The sequence below is a fragment of the Neochlamydia sp. TUME1 genome (genome assembly GCF_000813645.1).
Taxonomy (GTDB): Bacteria; Chlamydiota; Chlamydiia; order Chlamydiales; family Parachlamydiaceae; genus Neochlamydia.
The window spans coordinates 1-20,919 of sequence record NZ_JRXI01000196.1 but is presented as its reverse complement, the minus strand read 5'-3'; the positions used below and the strand labels follow the sequence as shown (position 1 = coordinate 20,919).

The 20,919-nt window shown below is 38.3% G+C and carries 17 protein-coding genes and 2 tRNA genes; 7 read left to right on the top strand and 12 right to left on the bottom strand.

Going from position 1 to position 20,919, the window contains the following annotated elements:
• The first annotated feature begins 18 nt into the window (after positions 1 to 18).
• The 3 genes from DB41_RS09045 to DB41_RS09035 all read left to right on the top strand — a co-directional run bounded on the left by DB41_RS09045 (position 19) and on the right by DB41_RS09035 (position 3,771).
• Positions 19 to 1,251 carry a hypothetical protein gene (locus DB41_RS09045; protein ID WP_155117651.1) on the top strand — a complete coding sequence of 411 codons (1,233 nt, stop codon included), beginning with the start codon at positions 19 to 21 and terminating at the stop codon, positions 1,249 to 1,251.
• A gap of 81 nt (positions 1,252 to 1,332) precedes the next feature.
• Positions 1,333 to 1,917, top strand: a complete 585-nt coding sequence (gene rsmD, locus DB41_RS09040; RefSeq protein WP_039386489.1) for a 16S rRNA (guanine(966)-N(2))-methyltransferase RsmD — start codon at positions 1,333 to 1,335, stop codon at positions 1,915 to 1,917.
• A 219-nt stretch (positions 1,918 to 2,136) separates the two neighbouring features.
• Entirely contained in the window at positions 2,137 to 3,771 is a 1,635-nt protein-coding gene (locus DB41_RS09035; protein WP_039386488.1) for a CocE/NonD family hydrolase, read from the top strand.
• 68 nt (positions 3,772 to 3,839) lie between these two features.
• Here the strand turns inward: DB41_RS09035 and DB41_RS09030 are convergent, their stop codons facing one another.
• From DB41_RS09030 to DB41_RS08985, 10 genes are all read right to left on the bottom strand, one after another.
• Positions 3,840 to 4,913 carry a protein arginine kinase gene (locus DB41_RS09030; protein WP_039386487.1) on the bottom strand — a complete coding sequence of 358 codons (1,074 nt, stop codon included), beginning with the start codon at positions 4,911 to 4,913 and terminating at the stop codon, positions 3,840 to 3,842.
• A complete protein-coding gene (locus DB41_RS09025; RefSeq protein ID WP_039386485.1) occupies positions 4,900 to 5,460 on the bottom strand; it encodes a UvrB/UvrC motif-containing protein in 561 nt (186 codons plus the stop codon). The genes DB41_RS09030 and DB41_RS09025 overlap by 14 nt, the downstream gene beginning before the upstream one ends.
• Positions 5,461 to 6,030: 570 nt before the next feature.
• Positions 6,031 to 6,103, bottom strand: a tRNA-Lys gene (locus tag DB41_RS09020).
• Between the two features lie 7 nt (positions 6,104 to 6,110).
• A tRNA-Glu gene (locus DB41_RS09015) sits at positions 6,111 to 6,185 on the bottom strand.
• A 101-nt stretch (positions 6,186 to 6,286) separates the two neighbouring features.
• Positions 6,287 to 6,838, bottom strand: a complete 552-nt coding sequence (gene frr / locus DB41_RS09010) for a ribosome recycling factor (RefSeq protein WP_039386483.1) — start codon at positions 6,836 to 6,838, stop codon at positions 6,287 to 6,289.
• Between the two features lie 50 nt (positions 6,839 to 6,888).
• Positions 6,889 to 7,611, bottom strand: a complete 723-nt coding sequence (pyrH, locus tag DB41_RS09005; protein ID WP_042239303.1) for a UMP kinase — start codon at positions 7,609 to 7,611, stop codon at positions 6,889 to 6,891.
• A 273-nt stretch (positions 7,612 to 7,884) separates the two neighbouring features.
• Positions 7,885 to 8,358 carry a hypothetical protein gene (locus tag DB41_RS09000; RefSeq protein ID WP_039386482.1) on the bottom strand — a complete coding sequence of 158 codons (474 nt, stop codon included), beginning with the start codon at positions 8,356 to 8,358 and terminating at the stop codon, positions 7,885 to 7,887.
• A gap of 9 nt (positions 8,359 to 8,367) precedes the next feature.
• Positions 8,368 to 9,414: a M48 family metallopeptidase gene (locus DB41_RS08995; protein WP_039386480.1), complete on the bottom strand. Its 1,047-nt coding sequence runs from the start codon at positions 9,412 to 9,414 to the stop codon at positions 8,368 to 8,370.
• A gap of 221 nt (positions 9,415 to 9,635) precedes the next feature.
• Positions 9,636 to 10,565 carry a DMT family transporter gene (locus DB41_RS08990; protein WP_039386479.1) on the bottom strand — a complete coding sequence of 310 codons (930 nt, stop codon included), beginning with the start codon at positions 10,563 to 10,565 and terminating at the stop codon, positions 9,636 to 9,638.
• 132 nt (positions 10,566 to 10,697) lie between these two features.
• On the bottom strand, positions 10,698 to 13,937 hold the full coding sequence (locus DB41_RS08985; protein WP_039386477.1) for a DUF1347 family protein: 3,240 nt from the start codon (positions 13,935 to 13,937) through the stop codon (positions 10,698 to 10,700).
• A gap of 159 nt (positions 13,938 to 14,096) precedes the next feature.
• On the opposite strand from DB41_RS08985, the gene DB41_RS08980 reads away from it, so the two are divergent.
• From DB41_RS08980 to DB41_RS08960, 4 genes are all read left to right on the top strand, one after another.
• A complete protein-coding gene (locus DB41_RS08980) occupies positions 14,097 to 14,792 on the top strand; it encodes a response regulator (RefSeq protein ID WP_039386475.1) in 696 nt (231 codons plus the stop codon).
• 67 nt (positions 14,793 to 14,859) lie between these two features.
• Positions 14,860 to 15,234, top strand: a complete 375-nt coding sequence (locus tag DB41_RS08975; protein ID WP_039386474.1) for a hypothetical protein — start codon at positions 14,860 to 14,862, stop codon at positions 15,232 to 15,234.
• A 147-nt stretch (positions 15,235 to 15,381) separates the two neighbouring features.
• Positions 15,382 to 15,708 (top strand): transposase, encoded by a 327-nt coding sequence (locus tag DB41_RS13080; RefSeq protein ID WP_080502489.1) that lies wholly within the window; start codon positions 15,382 to 15,384, stop codon positions 15,706 to 15,708.
• A gap of 485 nt (positions 15,709 to 16,193) precedes the next feature.
• Entirely contained in the window at positions 16,194 to 17,948 is a 1,755-nt protein-coding gene (locus tag DB41_RS08960; RefSeq protein WP_202965125.1) for a leucine-rich repeat domain-containing protein, read from the top strand.
• Between the two features lie 278 nt (positions 17,949 to 18,226).
• On the opposite strand, the gene DB41_RS08955 is transcribed toward DB41_RS08960, so the two are convergent.
• Both DB41_RS08955 and metK read right to left on the bottom strand, forming a co-directional pair.
• Entirely contained in the window at positions 18,227 to 19,624 is a 1,398-nt protein-coding gene (locus DB41_RS08955) for an NFACT RNA binding domain-containing protein (protein ID WP_039386469.1), read from the bottom strand.
• A 3-nt stretch (positions 19,625 to 19,627) separates the two neighbouring features.
• Positions 19,628 to 20,809, bottom strand: coding sequence for a methionine adenosyltransferase (metK, locus tag DB41_RS08950; RefSeq protein WP_039386468.1), 1,182 nt, complete (start codon positions 20,807 to 20,809; stop codon positions 19,628 to 19,630).
• Positions 20,810 to 20,919 lie beyond the last annotated feature (110 nt).

The following is a 20,919-nucleotide window of genomic DNA, read 5'->3' as shown; positions in this document are numbered from 1 at the left end:
ATTTAATAAATTGAATTTATGTATAAATCCTATAGCTCACGTTACACCATCCTACTGATCATTATTGCCTTCTACCTTTTGCCTATAATGCTTTTGAGTAGCTATGGGAGGCTGTATATGCCCGTGCAAAAAGGATGGAATTTACTGGCTTTTGGAATATTTTGTAGTAGTATAGGGCTCCTAGGAATTTTTTGGATGATGTGCCGTTTAAGCCATAAAGCCGAGCATGGTACAAGGGATAATCAGCCATCTGTTCTAGAGGCTTCAGAATTTTCCCCTAAGCAGTCCAATATTGTTGAGCTAGACATGACTCAAGCCAAAGCTCTAGAAGACCTTCAAGAACAGTATAATGAATTACATGCGCAGGTACTGGCTGCTCAGAAAGATTTAGAGGCAAAAACTAAAGAATTGCTGGAAAGAGAACAGAATAATCAACATCTACAAGAAAAGCTTAGTGCTTCTGCAGCGGAGTATGAAATGAGCAAGCAGGCTTATGAATCCGCTTTAGACCAGCAAAAATTGCTTTTAGACGAGTCTCAAAAAACAATCACTGAGCAACGCGAATGCATTGATAAAAAATTGCAGCAAATTGCTCAACTAGAGATTAAAGTGTCGGATTTGACGTATGAAATTAAAACATTGATTCAGTTAGCAGAAATTGAAAATCAAAGCATGCCTATTTACTCAAGTCTACCTTTAGAGTCGGCAAGCTCTATTTATCCTCCTCTTTCGGACATATTTGAAGAAGAGATCTCCTGTCTTCCCGAAAAAAAAGTTCGAAATAGCATGCAAGCCAATATACAATTAAAGCGCTGCATTGACATTGCCCAGAAAATTACGGGAGCAAGTCATTACTATAATACCTCTTCACGCTTTAAGGATTTGGCTGTCGATAACTATACTTTAGATTTAAGACGACTCTTTGATAGTTTACGGGCAGAAAATGCCAGCGCCATTATTTTTTATTCTCAAAAAGAAAATAAGATTTTATTTGTTAATAATCAATCCAGGAGCTTGCTAGGCTGGAGTCCAGATAAATTTGTTCAGAGCTTTAATGAAATTGTAGAGCCGAGCAAAGATATTTGGAGGCAGGGTATTGCCAGTTTAGCTATTAAAAATGACAATCATATCAGCCTGAAGATGAAATCTAAAGCAGGAGCACAGGTAGAGGTTCATGCTCTATTAGGCATCATCCCTACTGGCATTTTTCGCTATCATGTGCTAGGCATCTTATACTCTTCCTTATCTTAAATAAAAAGGACAATAAATTTTCTTATAAGTAAAGAAATTTAATTTTTTGTTTATGGAAGATTAATTTTTTTAAAGTCATTTATGTTATATATCATTGCAGGTCGCTATAAAAACAGGAAAATTCAGTTTCCTAAACATACTCTCACTCGGCCCACCACCAATAAGCTACGGGGAGCTCTCTTTAATATTTGTCAAACTTATATAGAAGATGCTTCTTTTCTAGATCTTTTTTGTGGATCAGGGGCGATGGGGCTAGAAGCTATAAGCAGAGGGGCGGCTCAAGCAACCTTTGTAGATGAAGCTAAAGCAAGCCTCCAATGTGTGCGTGAGAATATACAATCTTTAGGGGTGGAAAAGCAAGCCCGCCCTTTATGGGGAGAGGCTAGGACTGTGTTAAAAAAGCTAGCAAAGCAAGGAGAGCAGTTTGATATCATTTATATTGACCCTCCTTACGAAACTAAGGGTTTATCAGAAGAGGTCATCAGCATGATAGATGAAAGTAACCTGTTAAAAGTTGAAGGAATGTTATTTATTGAAGAAAGCAAAGCACTGCTAATAGATAAAGAAAAATGGCTTACCTTGCAATTAGAAAGTGCGCGAAAGATGGGGCGTACCCAACTTCTGCAGTTTAAAAAGATTAGCTGTCCTCAATCCCCCCTGCTTTAAGAAAAGTTTTTTTCTAGGATAATGTAAAAAATAAATCTTACTTAATCACAGCTGTATCTACAGTTGAGTTAGCTTTTTCATTTAGTTAGGCAATTTTGCTCTTTTTTGTTTCTTAAAATTGTTCCTTATCTCAATCAAAATAGCATGGACTCCACATATTTTTTGACTTTACTTCCCCTAAAATATTAAACTCATTCATTAACTCGAGGTAAAGAACGCATGCATTTAAGAATTTTGACAATTTTTTTTCTTTTAAGTACTTCATTATGTTTGGCCAAAGATAATTTTGTTGCCGATTTGACAGTTAAAATTCCCATGCGAGATGGTTATGAATTACCGGCAGATATTTATTTTCCCGCAGAGGGAAGGGAAAAAAAAGCTCCTTGTATCTTATTAAGATGCCCAGCAGGTCGCAAAGCAATGCCTTGGGTGGGATATACCTCCCTCACCCATTTTGGCTATGTAGTAGTCATGCAGGATACCCGAAATGCTTTAGATATCAATGGGAAGACGGCTCCTTTTATTACCGATGGCTGGGGAGCTTTACAAGATGGGTATGATACAGTTGAGTGGTTAGCAAAAAGTCCTTATACGAATGGAAAGATTGGGACCTTAGGCTTTTCAGCCGTAGGCTGCACTCAACTGCTACTAGCACCTTCTGCACCTCCATCTCTTAAATGTCAGTATATTGGAATTGCCGCAGGTAGCTTATACCATCACGCCATTTTTCCAGGTGGACAGCTTCATAAAAATCAGGTAGAAGGATGGCTGGGATATTATTCTAAAGATACAGGGGTTTTAAGCTTTGTAAGCTCTCAGCCTTTTTATAATGCATTTTGGGAGGAGTTAGACTCAATCAAGGTGGCACAAAAAGTAAGAGTGCCAGGATTTTTATATGGAGGGTGGTATGACACCTTTTTGCAAGGGACCATCGATGCTTTCGTATCTCGGCAGAATCATGGAGGAAAAGGCGCGCTAGGAAAGCAGAAATTGTTGATAGGGCCATGGACTCATTGGTGGCCTATCTCCTCTAAGCTAGGTGATTTTCCTGTTCCTCCTCAAGGATTTTCTCCCTCTTATGATATGTCTCCTCAACGTTGGTTTGATTATCACCTTAAAGGCATAGAAAATGGTGTAGATCAATTGCCTCCCGTGACCTATTACGTTATGGGTCCTTTTGATGGCTCGCCTTCGAAAGGAAACGTATGGAAAACTGCTGAAAATTGGCCCATACCTGCTAAAAATAAAGCTTTTTATTTGGGGCAAAACCATAAATTAATGATCGAGATAACAAAAGAAAAAAGGGGCGTCTATTCCTTTAATGCTGACCCTAAAAATCCTGTTCCTACAATAGGAGGGCGTAATCTCTTTCTAGATTGTGGCCCTAGAGATCAGCGAGCGATTGAAAGTCGTTCCGATGTACTGGTATTTACTACTGAACCTTTAGAAGAAGACCTGGAAGTCACTGGCCATTTATTAGCTAAATTATATGTAACTTCCAATGCTTCTGACACCGATTTCGTCGTACGTTTAAGTGATGTCTACCCGGATGGGCGTAGTATTTTAATTTCCGATGGAATCCATCGAACAGCCATTCAATCTCCTCAACTAAAAAGATGGGCTTCTTGGCAAAAGCCTTATGAGATTGAAATTGATTTAGCTTCTACGAGTATGGTTTTTGCCAAAGGGCATTGTATAAGAGTCTCAATTTGCGGTTCAAATTTTCCTCGCTACGAAGTTAATCACAACGTGGGTTTATTAGAAATGGCTTCTGGTCGGTGTGCTATAGCCCGCAATAAAATCTATACCGGCCCGGCTTATCCTTCACGCCTTATTTTACCCCTAGTTGAATAATGTTTGCTTTATTTAATAAGGAAAAAAGCTTGCTAATTATAAATTAGCAAGCTAAACAAGCTTTATTTTTAAACTCTTAGATGCGCTTGAAGGAGAGCTTTATGGATGAACTCTGCTCTTTTATGGACAATTTCTTCTTGAGGAAGATGTGTTTTCTCATGAAATTCTGCTAGCAAATGGGATCTTCGACAATTAAAGAATAGTTGATTGATGGATTGGCGGGAGATACCTTCTACCCAGCCCATTTCAATTCCTAATTTAAGGAGGCTGATAGCGTTGAGGGCTTCAATAGCATCAATTTGATAAGAATGGGTCAAAATACCAAAGGCACGACTGATTTTATCCTTAATATAAGGATCACTACTGGCTCGAATTTGATTTCTAGCAGTGTTTTCTTCGACAACCATTTTAGTGGCAAAGGCATTTAAATTAGAAATAATTGATTCCTCGGTAACGCCTAGGGTATAGTTATTTTGCACGACTAGCAAATCACCAATAATTTCTTTGGGAGAGCCTCGAAGGCCAAAGCAAGCAATGCTTTCCTCTTTATTTTTTTCTACTATTTCCTCCATTTTTCCCGTATGAACAAGAGCGGGAAGTTGAAGATAGATAGAAACAAGTAAAGCTGTGCCGCAGCTACCTATATCTGCAGTAAGAAAGCCATATTTAGCATTATAGGCAAAAGAAATGTTCTGGCCGATAGTGGTTTCAATTTTCAGAAGTTTATTCCAGGCTTTTTCTAGTTCGCCTTTACATTCGATAAGCTGCAAGTGGAGGTGATTGCGGATATTAAAAGAAGCTAAAAATTGCCCCGAAGCGTCAATGATAAAAGCTTCTCCTAAATGAGCCTGGATGAAATTATCATTAGACCAAAAATGTTCTCCTAGAAATTCTTTCTCAAAAGGTTCCATTTCTTCCGCCCGAATAAGAGTGGCTGTCTCGAGTAGACCTAAAGATAGAATTTCTTTGCTTAAAACTGAAACCACCTGCTTACGTCGCTCTGTACTAAGTTTGCCGGGGAAATTGAATTTCTCAAGATTTCGATGCAGATGAAGAATGGAAGCTAGCCAAATGTCATTATCATTGTTTTGCCAAAGCTTTTTCTGGTTAATAATAACATTAGATTTATTATTGTTGGCCATTACTTTTCTCCACATTTTCCTCTGTCAAAGCTCTAATTTGATCACGCAGCCATGCAGCCTGTTCATAATCTTCTCTCTTTATTGTCTCATTGAGGGCTTCGTTAAGAGCTAGTAGACGTAAAGAAGGGCTGATTTCTCTAACCTCACCGGGGCTGCGCCCTATATGAAGAGGAAAAATTTTTTTATTAGCTTTTACGCGAGGAGGAACTTTATCGAGAATGAGGAGTTCTTGTAAGATAATGTCATCAAAAACTTCGTAGCAATTGCTACATCCTAAAGAGGCTCCTACTCGTAATGATTCTAAAGAGGTATTGCATTCTCCACAAGCCAAGCTTGTTTCCCCGACCATATGGCCCATTTCTTTTTCACTTGTTTGGCCATGGAGCTTACGTCGCAAGATAGGGCAGTCTGAGCACATGCTGGTTTGTGAGACAGTATTTCCGATGAGCTCCGTATACCAAATGGCCACAGGTTTTTTGCATTCTGTGCATTCAATGGGGCGTTCAGGAACTTGCTCTTCAAAAAATTCAAAGGCCTTTTTAACCATAATCGATCTTTTGATAGATGTTATATATTTACACCTACTATAGAAAATGTGAGCAAAAAAGTATAAATTTATTTTCGTAGGTAGAGTGTTTTTTTGCTTATTTGGTTCCGGCACCCCTTAGAAGGCGTTTTTATCTATAGCCGACAGGGTTCTAGTAGAGGCTTAAGCTTACCATTAGCTTGCAAAGAGCTTAAGGTTTTATCTCTTCATTTGTAAAAGTTAATTTTTAGTGAGTTTTTAAATGCTAAGAGCATAAACCTATTCTAATATCCTCTACAGTTAGGTTTGATCCATTTATAGGAGGGAGGGGCGCTTAATAACAAAAGGTAGGCAGATTAGGACTTTAATTAGATGCAAGTTAAATATAAACCATGAAAAATGGAAAAGCAGATGCTTTGTAAGCTTAAGAGGCCTATTTAAAGGGTAAAGTATTTCTAAAGGCAAAAAAATGATGGATCTGATTTACGGGTATTTGGCTTGATAAATGCTTAACTTAAATTAGCAAGATTAAAAAGTTAAAATTACCTTAAAGCTTGAGACGAAGTGTAACATAGACATTGCTTAAAAGCTTGAGACTTGATGGACTCGAACCATCGACCCTCTCATTAAAAGTGAGATGCTCTACCGACTGAGCTAAAGTCTCGTGCAATTGACCCCAAGGGGATTCGAACCCCTGTTATCGGAATGAAAATCCGGTGTCCTAGGCCAGGCTAGACGATGGGGCCTGACTAGCACCTTATAAAATTGAGAAATCTATAAGGTATTTTTCTTCAAGTTTCCTTAAAGAGGCCTAATGTTACAGGATTTTGACTTTTATAAGCAATAACTAAATGGTGATAATTTCTTTTTCTTTTTTTTCTGCTAGCTCGTCAGCTTCTTTGCAAAACTTATCCGTCAACTCTTGGACATTTTTCTCATTCTTTTTCAGCCCATCTTCAGTAAGCTCACCAGCTGTTTTCTGTTTTTTGGCAGCTTCATTAAACTCTCGGCGTATATTACGAATACTAATTTTTGCTTCTTCTTTCTTTTTATGGCATTGCTTGACCATCTCTTTGCGCATATTTTCATCCATAGGAGGAATCTTAATGCGGATAGAATTAGCATCCACGATAGGCATAAAGCCTAGATTAGCTTTTTCAATGGATTTGCCAATTGCATTTGTTGTAGAAGGATCAAAAGGAGTAATTAAAAGCGTACGTGCTTCAGGGGCCGTCACATTAGCAACTTCTTTGATACGCATGCTAGAGCCATAAATTTCTACAAAAATGCTATCTAACATACCCGCATTGGCACGATTGGTGCGTATAGATTTTAAATCATTTTTCAAATGTTCAATCGCCACTAACATTTTAGATTTTGCTTGTTCAAGAATATTCATTATACAACTCCATTTTTCCTATGTTCAGACTGTCTCTTCAGAGATTTTTCTTAACTAATTAATGTTCCATTTTCCGTTTTCGATAATATTTGTTTTAAAGATTCTTTTCCAAGAGCTTCCATGCTAAACACAAAAATAGGAAGCTGATTATTCATGCAAAGAGCGATGGAAGTTGTATCCATAACTTCTAGCTTTTCTGCAAGATATTGAGAGTAAGACAAAGTCATATATTTTTTTGCTTGAGGAAATTTTAAAGGGTCTTGAGTGTAGACACCCTTGACTTTGGTAGCCTTAAGCAAAACATCAGCTTGTATTTCGCAAGCACGCAGGGCAGCAGCGCTGTCCGTAGTGAAATAAGGATTACCGGTGCCACCTACGAAAAGGACGATATGGCCAGCAGCAAGGTAATCGTTAGTGCGGTTCCAGTTATAGCTTTCGGCCACCTTAGGGCATTCAAGGGCGCTTATTAGCTTAGTTGTACAGCCAATAGAGGTTAAGGCTTGCTGTAGGGCTATACCATTCATGAGGGTTGCTAACATGCCCATTTGATCTGCAGCAGAGCGAGGGATTTTTGAGTCTTTTAATTGAAGACCTCGAAAAAGATTTCCTCCTCCAATGACCAAAGCTAATTCAAAACCTTCTTGCTTTATATTTTTTAGCGCGCTAGCTAACTGCTGCGTAGTAGGAAAATGGATGCCAAAAGGCTGCTCACCTAAGAGGGTTTCTCCAGAAAGTTTTAACAAGATTCGCTTGGCGTTAGATAGATTTGTCATTACTCTTCTCATCCCACAAAAAAGGTATAGATTAAACAAAAAATACATTCTAGAAAACCTTAATTGCTACGTGCCTTTAAATAGGATTTAAGGTCAGCGCCATTAAAGCTGGCTTGCAACTCCCTGAGCAATGGATTGAAAATTTACTTCAAGGGATTTTAGGCAACTTAAGATGCGACTTTCAAGCTGGGTTTAAAAGTAGGTAAGGAATGAGAAGGATAAAAAACTTAAAATATATTTAAGAAACAATTGAGGATTTTCTTATATAAGAAATTAAGATTGCTGCGAAGAATTGGAAGAGTAGCTCTCATAGATTTTGATATGCATAATTTTCCAATCGCCTTCTTGATTAGCCAGATCAAATTCAAGGTAAAATTTTTGATGAGCTGGCGAGCCTTTTAACAAGATTTGATAAGTAGCTTGATCTTTGACTACATTAGTAAAGGAAACATTATTTCTGGTGAGCTGAGTAGTTAAAACTTTTCCATAAAGGTCTTGGGTGAATAGCCGAAAATAGTTGAAAGAAGAGGCTTTTTGAAACTCTTTACTTGTACTTAGAAAATAAGCGTCATTAATATTTCTTTGTTGAATGCGTTCAAGAAAGATTTGTATAGCCTGGACTACAGCTAATTCCTCCTGCTCCGTGGGAGGCTGTAAAGATAAACGTTTTTCAAAAAAATCTATAACAGACTCTTCGGCAGCTAATGATAAAGATAGAGTGGTAAATAAAATAAATAAGTATTTCAATGGATGCTCTTAAGAAAAAGGTTTAAATAAGCCATAATTTTCCATTAGGCTTTCTGCCTTTTTATAATGCGTACGTTTTAATTCTTCATACACACGTAGTCCCTGCGCATTGAACCCTTGTTGAAAGTAAAGGAGGCCCAGTTTATAAAAAGTTTCTCGATCACCAGGATTTAATTTTAAGATGGTTTCATATTCTTTAATTTCTTCTTTAGGCATTTGTAAATCCCGATAGCTATAAGCTAATTGCGCATGAACCCAGGGATCATTGGGCGCATAATCATTAAGGACCTTAAATTCTTCAATGGCTCGTTCTGCAATTGCACGGAATTTTTCTTCCATCTGAAAGGAATAGCGCTCTACAGGCATCCAACGCTCTTCATCATAGCCCTCTAACTTACGCGGATCTACGTAAAGCCCGGAAAGCATAACATAAGCATTGGCAAGCGAGGCATGGACTTCCAAGCTGGTCGGCTCACACTTGACAAGCTTGATATTTTCTTCTACAGAAGTTAACAAGAGAAGTTCTTTAAAGCGATGGACATCTTGCCAATGCCACCAGCAGCTAAATTTTTCTATAAAAGAATGTAAAGATTTTAGCCATTGAGGGAAGGCGTAGAAATTATACTCTTTGCCGTGAAGGTTATTAGCTAATTTGCAACATGCATTGGCTAAAGCAATATGATGTTCTGGGCAGCCTTCTTGATAATTCAAAAGGCTTTTGCAAGCAGACAAATAACGTTGAATGATCTCTTTATGCTGCTCAGGCTTCTTAGTCTGGTAATAAACTTTCAAAATAAAATAAGAAAAAAAAGTAAGAAATACTCCAGCTAAGCACATAGCCAGTAAAGCGGATTGTGTCAATAAGCTAAAAAAGGTAACCATTAAGATACATTCAATCCCACCTAATATCAAAAAAATTAAGTGTAAGATCACATAAGATCGCATCATCCCCTCAAACTGAGGAATAATAGAAGCAATGATAGGGTTGATATGGTCGTTATAAAAGAAGGTATTGGCTTGAAAGTAAGTTTCTCCTTCAATGCGGGAGGATGACATGGTAACACTCTTGATAAAGCTTCAGGAAGACCTTTTATAAGGTTTGCTCTAAATTTAAACAAGGCTTTTTATGTTTGCACCCCGTTTTTGTTAGCTGTGAGAGCCTTAATTCTATAATTCATTAGGTAATTTCAAGGAAATGATGAGCAATGCGATGGATAGTTTATGAAAAAAGTAATCAACTACAGAAAGGCAATATAAACCCGGGAGATGCTTTTTCTTTAGCTAGTCGTTTGTTGGTCTACCCTAACGCTAGACTTTTTTAATTCTTCTTGGTAGAAAAGACTTAAGCCTAGCAAATTAAGGGCCGAAGAAATGAAAAAAGCTAGGCCTAGTTCCTCTCCTAAGAGAGCCCACCCGAATAGAGCAGAAAACATTGAAGTGGAAAAGCCTGCAAAAGACATAAAAGTGGCAGAAAAACGTTTCATCAGCCAGCCATAAAGATTATAGCAGATAAGATTTGAAACAAGTAACAACCAAGCGGCACAAATAAAGAAGGGGACAAGGTTATTGAGATTAACAGGTACTGGCTTCCAATCTTCTACTAACATCGAGTGAAAAAGGGTAATGATTCCACCTATCAGCATGCTCATTCCATTGGCAAGTAAAGGCGAGTAAAGATTTTCATTAACGAGCTGACGTAAAAGAATCCATCCATAAACACTTGTCGTAGCTGCAATAATTACAGCTAGCTCAGCCCAAGAAAACATAAAGAAATGGCCCGCTTTTTGCTCTGCAGATGTTTCACTGAGTAACATGGGAAGTATGCCTACAAATCCAATCATTAATCCTATCCATTTTTTTATCGACATTTTTTCTGTGAAAATAAAATAGGAAAATAAAGCAGATATAAAGGGAGAAAGGCTATAGATAAAACATGTTTTAAAAGAGGTTAAATATTTAAGCCCCCAAAATTCGAGTACATTGGTAATATAAATGTTAAAGAAAGCTAGGCGTAAGATACGACCAAAGCTGTGCCAGTTCATGGAGATGTGGGCGCCCTTGCGGTAAAATTCATAGGCTAAAAGAAGTATACCTGCCACTAGCATGCGTGATCCAATCAGAAAAAAAGGCTGGGCATATTCTAGAGCGACTTTGCCGACTGTGAAAACGCTAGCAAAAAGGGCAAAAAGTACAAATACAAAAAACATCAATGGATCTCTTTTAAATTATTTATAGGATATAGCAAAAAGCAAAAAGATTCAATTAAGAAGGAGCAAAAGCTTGCCGGGCACATTAATTTCCATCTTTAAATTTTTTTTGAGGGGATCGGTATAATTAATTTATGCCTTCTCACTCCATTCTGTGGCGTGTAGATTAAAACTTAAATGCGCTAATTTGAGTAAATAAAGAGGGTGAAGGGGTTGGAGCTTTAATGCTTTACTCCAGGCTTGAATGGCATCGCTGAGATGATTTTGCTCTTCTTCTATACAAGCCAGCGACCTCCATGCTTCTTCATCATGGGGAGCAATTTGTAAAATTTGCCTCAGATGATAAAGAGCAGAGCCAAAATCTTTCTCAGTTTTATTAATTATCGCTAGTTGCTTATAGGCTTCAACATAGTAAGGATTTAAATCAATTGCTTTTGAGAAAGCTTGTTTGGCACTTCGATTAAGTTTTAAATGAGTTAAAACTTGGCCTTGAAGATACCAGGCCTCTGGAAGGTAAGAGTGCTTTTCATTAATTTTCTTAAGAATTTCGTGTGCTAATAGAAGTTTTTCAGATCTATTATCGCAGCTATCCGCTGAATAATTGAAACAAAAAACAAGCTCTTTAGCTGAAAGCAGCTGAAGGGAGATACTTTGAGGGTATAACTGTAGCTGATGTTCTAATAGCTGTTGTCTTTTATTGAGAGATTTATTTTCCTTAAGGTCTATGCCAAAATTTTGAGGAGGTGAAGATGAAGCAAGATGATCTATTTCAAAGTGCCTAAAATGTATAGAGGCAAGATCAGGTCTTCCTAGGAGGGTAAGCGCTTGGCCATATAATCGATGAACACTCAGATCCTGCCGACAATTTAAAGCAAATAGTTCTTTAAAACAAGAAACGCTATCAGGATATAGACCAATTTCAAAATAAATTTGACCTAAAAGCAATAAAGCTTTTTCTCGTGGCAAGCCCTGAGCGTTTTGTAAGGCTTCATGTAAATCTTTAACAGATTCAGGGTGATTTTTTAATGTATAAGCAAGCTGGGCCCTTTCTAAAAGAAGATCAGGAAGGGGATTTTTAACTTCACGAAAATAACTTAAGGCTTGGGCTAAATCTTTTTTGACATACAGAAAATAGCGGGCAGCAAAATCGTAGGCATTAAAACTATACAAATGCTTTTTAAGGATATTATAAGCCGTAGAGTCCCTTTCTTCAAGAAAGTCAAAGGAACTGTGCTTTAAAAAGGTAGCAAATAGCTCTTCGGCTTGCTCTCTTTGATCCTGGGCAAGATAAGATTGGATAATCATTCCTTGAACGGCAGGAATTTGCTGCCTAGAAGGAGCCAGTTGAGAATACAAGTTAATCACTTGTGGCCAATCTTGTTTTTGAAAGGCGGCAATATAAAATCCTAGGAGGACTTCATCATGGAATCCATCATTTTTAGCCCTTTGAATTTGCGACAGCCAACCAATGCCTGGTTCGGGCTGAGATATTAGTAAATAGCCTAAACCTAGGCGCAGCTTATTATCATCAGATAAAGGCTGATGATCGGAGAGAAGTCTCAGAAAAGAGGCGCCTTCCTTCTCTCCCGTAATGAGCATAGAGATGGCCAGAGGCTCTAAGATAGAAAAATCTAGACTGTTTAAATGTTTAACATGTTCGACCACCTCAAAATATTTCCCTTCTTGATAAGCAGCCAAAACAGCTATACGGCGAGCTGCTTGATCGCAAGGAGCAACTTTAAGCACTCCTAAAGCTTTATCGGCAGCTAAGGTAAACTGCTTTTTTTTGTACAAGTATTGCGCATCTGCTATTTGATTAGCAATTTCTGCTGCCTCCAGGACGGGCAGAGAATTAAAATTAAATTGTTGTACAGCTTGTTGAATAAAGGCAAACTGGTGAATATTATCTTGAAGAACTGCCTGTCGATATATTTTAATGACTGCACGTTCAATATCTTGCTGGAACTCTTTTAGCTCTTCTTCGAAGGGTAAGGAGGTGGCTAATTTTATAAGATTGATGGCTTTTTGAGGTTCATTTTTAAGCGACCAAAGACATTCAGCTTTTTGCAATAACTGCCGAGCTAAAGTATAGCGCTGGAAAGCCCTTTTTTCTAAAGCCTGCCATAGGCCAAGATAGGAGTAAATTTCTTTAAAAATTTCAGAATCATCCTCAAGCAATCCTAAGATTTTAGATGTTAAAGCATTGATGAGTGTTGGCAGGCATGAGGAATCAGAAGAGAGAAGCTTTTGGCTGAGAATCCAACCCTCTTTCCAGTAATGAAGGCGGCCCTTTTTTATTGCTTCTTGCATAGAGGCTGTTAATTGTGAGGCCAATAGCTGATTAAAATTACCTTCATGCAAATGGTCTGCTATTCCTTGGATAAATTGCGAAGCTTCCTCAATATTTCCTGTAAGGGTCATCTCAGTAAATCTTTGAGCAAATCGCTTACTTATTTCCTCTAATTGAGTAGAAGCCTGCATTTTTTCTAACGTCTGAAGATAAAGCGGTAAGTTTATAAATGTGGAGCCTTCAATTTCTTGCAAAAGCTGTTCTTTAAAGGAATGAGCGAGGGAGCTTTTTTCTTGAATGTAATAGACATTCTCTTCGGGCAGCAATTGGAGATAGTCAGCAGCTTTTTGAAAAGCAAAAGGGCGTGCAGGTGGGAGCAATGTCTCGGCTTCTTTCCTGTAGCTTAAGGCTAATAGAAGGTTAGAATCATGCTTGGTAGCCGCGGGAGAGGTAAAAAGCATTTCTTTCAAAGCTTGGCGGGCTTCCTCCAATTGGCCTAGCTCAATTTGAGCGTATAAACAATTAAGCCTCACTTTATCTTCTGGAAGATGACGTTGAAAACTTGCTTCCATCCATTTAGATAGCCAGGGTCTAGATTGGCTAGCTTGCCAATGGGTAAGGGCTTGAGGATAATCTTTAAGCAGATAAAAATAGTTGCCTTTAAAGAAAAGGAACCAAGGATGATCAGCATTAGTATACAAAAGGCATTGATCAAGCGCTTGGTGTAAGGTTTCTGGATCTTTTTGTAAAAAAGCATTCAAGGCTAAATTTAATGATAATTCGAAAGCGGTGTTGCTTCTTTTATTAGCCGGATGCTGCAGAGCCTCTAAAAAATAAGGTTGTGATTTTTCTGCTCCTAATTTCTCACGGGTTATATACCCTTCATATAAATATAAATCTGCTAATGAAATAGGATGATCGCCATGTAAGAGATGGCGGCGTGCTTCATCGTATTGTTGGCTAGAAAAATACTCATAAGTTTGGTCAAGAGTGCTTCCTGAATCAAAAGCAAACCCTATAAAGAGAGCAATAAACAGCAAGCTAATACACAACGAAAGAGTAAAAATTTTAAAATAGGACATTAGAGTCAACCTTAAAAATCTTCTATACTAAACTTTGTAAAAAAATTTTTAATGAAAGAAAAAACCATTAAAAAAAGTATTTTAAAATTTGATGAAATAAAAATCCAGCCTATGTTAAAATAAATTATAAAAAGAATTTACCTTGAGATAAGGCGTATCATGCAAAAATCAAAAATTGTCCTGCTTGAAGATGAGGAAGATATAGCTGCATTGATTAAATTACAAGCAGATATTTCTGGATATAAATTGCATACAGAAACTGATGGTCTGAATGGATTAAGGGCCATTGAAAAAGAAAAACCGGATTTAGTTATTTTGGATATTATGCTTCCTGGCTTAAGTGGCCTAGATGTTTGCCGAAAAATGAAAACTCATCCCGAATTAAAAGATATCCCTGTCATTATGATTTCTGCAAAAAGTGAGGAATTAGATGTAGTGTTAGGGCTGGAATTAGGGGCCGATGATTATGTTGCGAAGCCTTTTTCTCCTAAAGTTTTATTTTCACGCGTTCGAGCTGTACTACGACGTGGCAAAGATCTCCCTGAAAAAGCTTTAAAAACTATTGCATTTGGTAATTTTACGATGGAAGTAGAGCGTTATCTAGTAAGAAAAAACGATAAATCTATATCTTTAACCCTGTCAGAGTTTGGGATTTTAAAGCGCTTGGTAACAAATATGGGTAAGGTTTTAACACGTAACCAATTGCTTGACGATATTCAAAATAGTGACGCTTTCGTGGTGGATAGAAATATTGATGTGCACATTGCTTCTCTTCGTAAAAAATTAGGCCCCAACTTTCAATGGATTGAGACGGTCCGCGGAGTGGGCTATCGTTTCTTAGAAGAGGAAGAATAATAAATAGGAATGCTTTTCTATAGGCTAAGTGAAAAAATCACCGGCTAGATAGAATTCACAAAACCAGGTGGAAGGACTAAAAGATAGAAGACCTAAAATAACCGGCAGAAAAAGAGCTTTAACGTTTAAGCAAGAAAAAGCATTTTTAGAGCGAGTAGAAAAAGGGACTAAATCTGAAGAAAACATCAATGTTTTCCATTTACGTGATTTGCAAGCTATATTAAAAAAGGAGTTTAGCAAAAACTTAACCGTTCCAGGAATTTGGGCAATTTTACGTCGCTGTCACTATGCCACCCTTGGTCCCCCCGCCCTTAAGCACTATAAAGCCAACTTAAGAGAACAAGAAGCCCTTAAAAAAATTCCAGAAGTCATTACCACTTTAAACAAACAATTTCTTAAACAAAAGATCGAAGTTTGGCTTGAAGATGAAGCAAGGCTTTAGGCAACAAAGCACCTTCACTAGGAGATGGGCAAAAAAAGGAACTAGGCCAAAAACTCTTAAGGCAGACAGAGTATAAAAACTTCTATGTAGCTACAGCTGTTTGCCCACGTTCAGGGAAGGCAAAAGGAATAATTCTTCCTTTCCTAAATAGCCAAGGGGTTAGAAATTCTTCTTAAGCAAATTAATCAGTCATTACCAGCTTCTTTTCATGCCTTATTAATTTTAGACCGAGCTGGTTATCATATTAGCAAGGCAATTAAGTTTCCTCTTAATATTCACCTTTTCTTCTTGCCTCCTTATAGTCCTGAACTTAACCCGGTTGAAAACATGGGGCACTATTTGCGCAGCCATTATTGGTCCAATCGTATCTACAAGGGTTACAAAGAGCTAGAGAAGATGGCGATAGCTTCGTGGGAAAAGGTATGCCTAAACGAAAAAAGGATAAAAAGCTTATGTGCTGTATCGTATGCTTAATTGTAGAAAGTGTTAATTGAAAGCGTATTATTCTGAAATGTGGCGAGAAATCACGGTGATACAAAAACAAAAGTAGGAATTAAGGGTAAGAGAGCAAAGGCTGGATGGGATCGAGACTCCATAATGGAAATGCTAAAGGGTAAATAAAATCTTCATGCAATTTCCCGGGCATAAGGCAGTATTTACGGCGGCGAGCTAAAATATTTTAGTATCTTTATCACCTAATGTTTAAAGGGGATGAAGAGGCTTGCTTTCAAAAAGCTTTAAGGATACAGAGAACTTCCCGGCCTATCAAGAGCCATTAACCTTTAAAGTTTTTTGCCAAAGCAGGGGTAAAGTCTTTAGCAGTTCATTACATTCCTCTATTTTCAAGCTTTATGGCTACGGCTCTATTTCTAGCATTTTCTTGTATGTTTTGCGTTTTTCCCTATATGATGCCCTAAAGAAAGATTAAAAAAATCATCAAATTTAAAGAAGGCCATACAATGAATCCTAGCTCTTTTAGCAGCATTGAAAGCGTGCCTAATGAAATACTAGTCCCTATTTTAAAGGCTTGTGCTAGCCCTTCCTTATTTAGTGTATGTGGAAGATGGCGCCAACTGCTAGCTAATGAAGTCATGCCTTCTCTTTATAAGCAAATAGGTAAAATGCATGTTCCTCAAGGAGATGTTAACGAGCAGGCTTTTATTTTAGATAAGCTTTATAAGCTAGAAGAAGGGCTTTCTAAAACAGCAAAAGTAAATGCAATCTTTAAGCAAATTTTTACTCTAGCTAGATTCCTTTATCCCTTAGAATTTGAATGGAAAACCGAAGAAAAAAAATATCTTACTCTGGCTAATTATTCCTTTTATCTCTTAAATATTAATCGCCTCTTAATTTGGAAACAAATCCCTGGGGGAGAGAAATATTTAAGCCGAGAAGAAATCAAGTATTTGCCTTTAGAAGAAAAAGGAAAGCTTTTTAGTAAGTGGATTAAAAGGCATGGCAAAAAACTTATGAAGCTAAACTTACAAGGAATTGGCTTAACCTTTTTACCTCCAGAGATAGGGCAATTAACAAAACTGAAAGATCTTGACTTAAGAAACAACCAATTTACCTTCCTTCCGGCAGAAATAGGGCAACTATCACAGCTGCAAGCGCTTGATTTAAGCAACAACCAGCTTACCTTCCTTCCGGCAGAGATAGGCCAGCTATCGCAATTGCAAGGGCTCGGCCTAGGCAACAACCAACTTACCTCCCTTCCGACAGAGATAGGGCAGCTATTGCAACTGCTATGCCTTGACTTAAACAACAACCAACTTACCTTCTTTCCTGCAGAGATAGGGCAGCTATCACAGCTACAAGAGCTTGGATTAAGCAACAATCAGCTTACCACTCTTCCTACAGAGATAGGGCAGCTATCGCAACTGCAAGGGCTTATCTTAAACAATAACCAACTTACCTTCTTTCCTGCAGAGATAGGGCAGCTATCGCAGCTGCAATTGCTTGAATTAAGCAACAATCAACTCACCTCCCTTCTTGCAGAGATAGGGCAACTATCGCAACTGCAAAAGCTTGGATTAAGCAACAACCAGCTTACCTCCCTTCCCGCGGAGATAGGGCAGCTATCACAGCTGCAAGAGCTTGAATTAGATCACAACCAGCTCACCACCCTTCCCACCGAGATAGTGCAGCTACTACAGCTGCAAGGGCTTGGTTTAAGCAACAACCAGCTTACTCTCTTTCCCCCAGAGATAGGGCAGCTATCACAGCTACAATTGCTTGGCTTAAGCAACAACCAGCTCACTACCCTTCCGGCAGAGATAGAGCAACTATCACAGCTGCAATTGCTTGAATTAGGTCACAACCAGCTTACCACCCTTCCGGCAGAAATAGGACAGCTATCACGGCTGCAATTGCTTGGCTTAAACAACAACCAGCTTACCTCCCTTCCTTCAGAGATAGGGCAGCTTTCTCGGCTGCAAGAGCTTGGCTTGCATAGAAATCGACTCACTACCCTTCCTATCGAAATAGGGCAGCTATCACAGCTACAAGAGCTTGGATTAAGCAACAACCAACTTACCTCTCTTCCTTCAGAGATAGGGCAGCTTTCTCGGCTGCAAGAGCTTTACTTAAACGGCAATCACCTTACCTCCCTTCCTGTCAAAATAGGACAGTTACCAGCTCTACGAAAGCTTCAGGTGAAAGAGAATCCACTGGAAAATATTTCAGGAAAAATAAAGCAGCGTTTTTGCTTATAAATGAAATGGCTTGCGTCCTCATCAGCTAATAGGTTATCGGATGAAATAATACGCCTTTGAGCAGCTTTTTATGCAAACCTATGCTTAATAAAAATCTCTTTTTAAGGAGAAAGTCAGCTTTTAAAGAGTTAATTCCCTTTTTTAGGCTCTACAGATAAAGTTTTTTCAAGCAGTATTACATCTCCAACAGCTTCCTCGCTAGTTAAAGGCATAGTTTTATTACGTGATTGGATAAGAAGCTTGCCCAGAACTTCTATTATTTAACTCACCCTTAAACCCTAACTAAGATTGGTAAACTTATTTTCTTTAAGCTTTTTCAGCCGCTCCAGATCTATTTTAGCATAGGTAATACGTTGAAGAGAGAGATGGACTTTTCCTGGAAGATTTTTTTTATAACGCGAAACATATTTACATTGAGTGATGCAAACTTCTCCTTCTTGGCGCTCTTTAGCTTTGCTGTAGAAAAGAGCTGCATGAATGGCATCTAGTAGAGATTCTTCATCGGGTTTAAGATGCTTACCCAGATGTAAAATGACATGCGATCCAGGGCCATCTCTAGCATGTAGCCAATAATCTGAGCCATGGGCATAAGTAAAGGTTAATTTATCGTTAGCATGGGCGTTCTTACCCACCCATATCTTTAACCCTGCTTGAGTAACAAATTCGTGATAAGGTAAAGATAAAGTCTTCTTGGCTAGTTTGTTCTTTGTTATTTTTTTAGATAGCTCTTCATGTATCTGGCAAAAACTTTCAAGCTCTTGCTTAGTTTCTATCTGTTGCACCTGTTCTAGCATTAAAGATAACTTTTCTACGGCTTGATGGGCCTGCTTTAACTGAGCGGAGAGGGGGTCAATCGCTTTCTTTAATTTTTTACTTTTTTGAAAGCGCTTAGAGACTTCTTCTGAGGGCGGCAAGGTAGGATCTAAGTTTAAAATGATTTCTCTATTATCTTTCAACCAATCATTGACACTGACCTGCCTTAAACCCTTAGTTATCTTATATAGATTGGCTTGAAGAAGGGAAGCTTCATGGTGTGCTTGTTCCCAAAGAAGTGCTTTCTCTAGCTCTTCAGAAAATTTAGCTTCGGCTTTCTGGGTTTTATTCAATTTATTTTTTAGCTCGGCAACTAGCGTATTTCTTTTTTTAAGAAATTCAGCTTCTAACTCTTTATGTCTGTACATAGCTTCAACCGAAGTACTAGTAATATCTTCAGGAGAGCCGAGTGATAGAAGAGGAGGCAGAGTTTTAGGAGGAATATAAGAAGTATGGATAGTAGGATGTAAAGAAACTAGGATACTACGTTGGCTATCCACAAGATAGCAATGGGGTTTTTTAGGAATAAGCTCGCTGATAAGAGTTTGGGTGAGCTCGCCTTTTTTAAAAACCATCCGTAAAATTCTATCTTCATTGACAAGTTCACAGCTTTTTAAGTACCACCCCCGTAGGTGCTGAGTCAGCTTTTTAGAAAAAAATGAAGAAGTATCTTGGCCAGAGTATTGGGTAAGATGAAAACGTAAAAAGGCTTCTTGAAAACAAATCAATAAAGGGAGAGCCTCTTTGAAATGAAGGACAATCTTTTGGGAATGTGGAGCTGTGCAATAATCAAAAAGCACTTCTTTTAAAGAAGAGTTAATTTCTTTGAGAAGTTTTTTCATTTGCTCGATTGTTAATGACATACTCTATCCTGCGGCAAAGGATTCCATCTTTACGCATTCTAACAAGGAAATAATCTTATCTGTTTTTTCCCAAGTAAAGTTTTCTTCATGGCGCCCAAAATGCCCACCAAAAGCGGTAGAACGATAAATAGGCCTTTTTAAATTAAGCATTTGAATGATACCTTTAGGTGTTAAATCAAACACTAAAGGGACAGCCCTGCTGAGAATATTTTCGCTTACTGAACCTGTACCAAAGGTATCAATTTTAATAGAAATTGGATGAGCAACACCAATGGCATAGGAAATTTGCACTTCACAGCGCCGGGCTAATTTGGCCGCCACGATGTTTTTTGCCACATAACGCGCTGCATAGGAAGCGGAACGGTCTACCTTAGAGGGGTCCTTACCTGAAAAAGCCCCACCTCCGTGATGGCCCATTCCTCCATAAGTATCTACAATAATCTTTCTTCCGGTAAGCCCACAGTCTCCCGCAGGGCCTCCAATAACAAAACGGCCGGTAGGATTAATGTAGAAAAGAGTATGATCTGTAATAAAGCCTTTAGGGGCTATCCTATGCACAAGTGCTTTCATATCATGGACGATTGTTTCTCTTTTAACTTCTTCTGCATGCTGTACGGAGATAACGACGGTATGAAGACGAATGGGTTGATGTTTTTCATTATATTCGATTGTAATTTGCGTTTTAGCATCGGGTCTTAGATAAGGAAGTTGTTTGTTTTGCTGAATGCAATGAAGTTCTCGAACAATTTGATGGGCTAGCGTGATAGGCAGAGGCATTAACTCGGGTGTTTCTTCACAAGCATACCCAAACATTAAGCCTTGATCGCCTGCACCTTGTTCTTTATAAAGGCCTTCGCTTTCATTGACGCCTTGTGCGATGTCTAAAGATTGCTTATGAATGGAAGTTAGCACGCCACATGAGCGATAATCAAAGCCCTCTTGTGCTTGATCGTATCCTATATATTTGAGGGTGTTACGTACGATTTCTTGATAATCCACTTGCGCTTTGGTCGTAATTTCTCCTGCGACAACGACAAGACCCAAAGTTACCATTGTTTCACAGGCCACTCTAGAGTCTTCATCTTGTTCAAGGCAAGCGTCTAATATAGCATCAGAGATTTGATCAGCCACTTTATCAGGATGACCAATTCCTACTGATTCGGAAGTAAATACGGAATGTTTCATGCTTATCCCTTTCCTTAAAGTTAACAAACGATAGCATGGCTCCTGCTATAGTTTAAATCAAAAGATTAACTACTTAAGAAAGACAAGTAAACTCCAAAATTTAACAAATT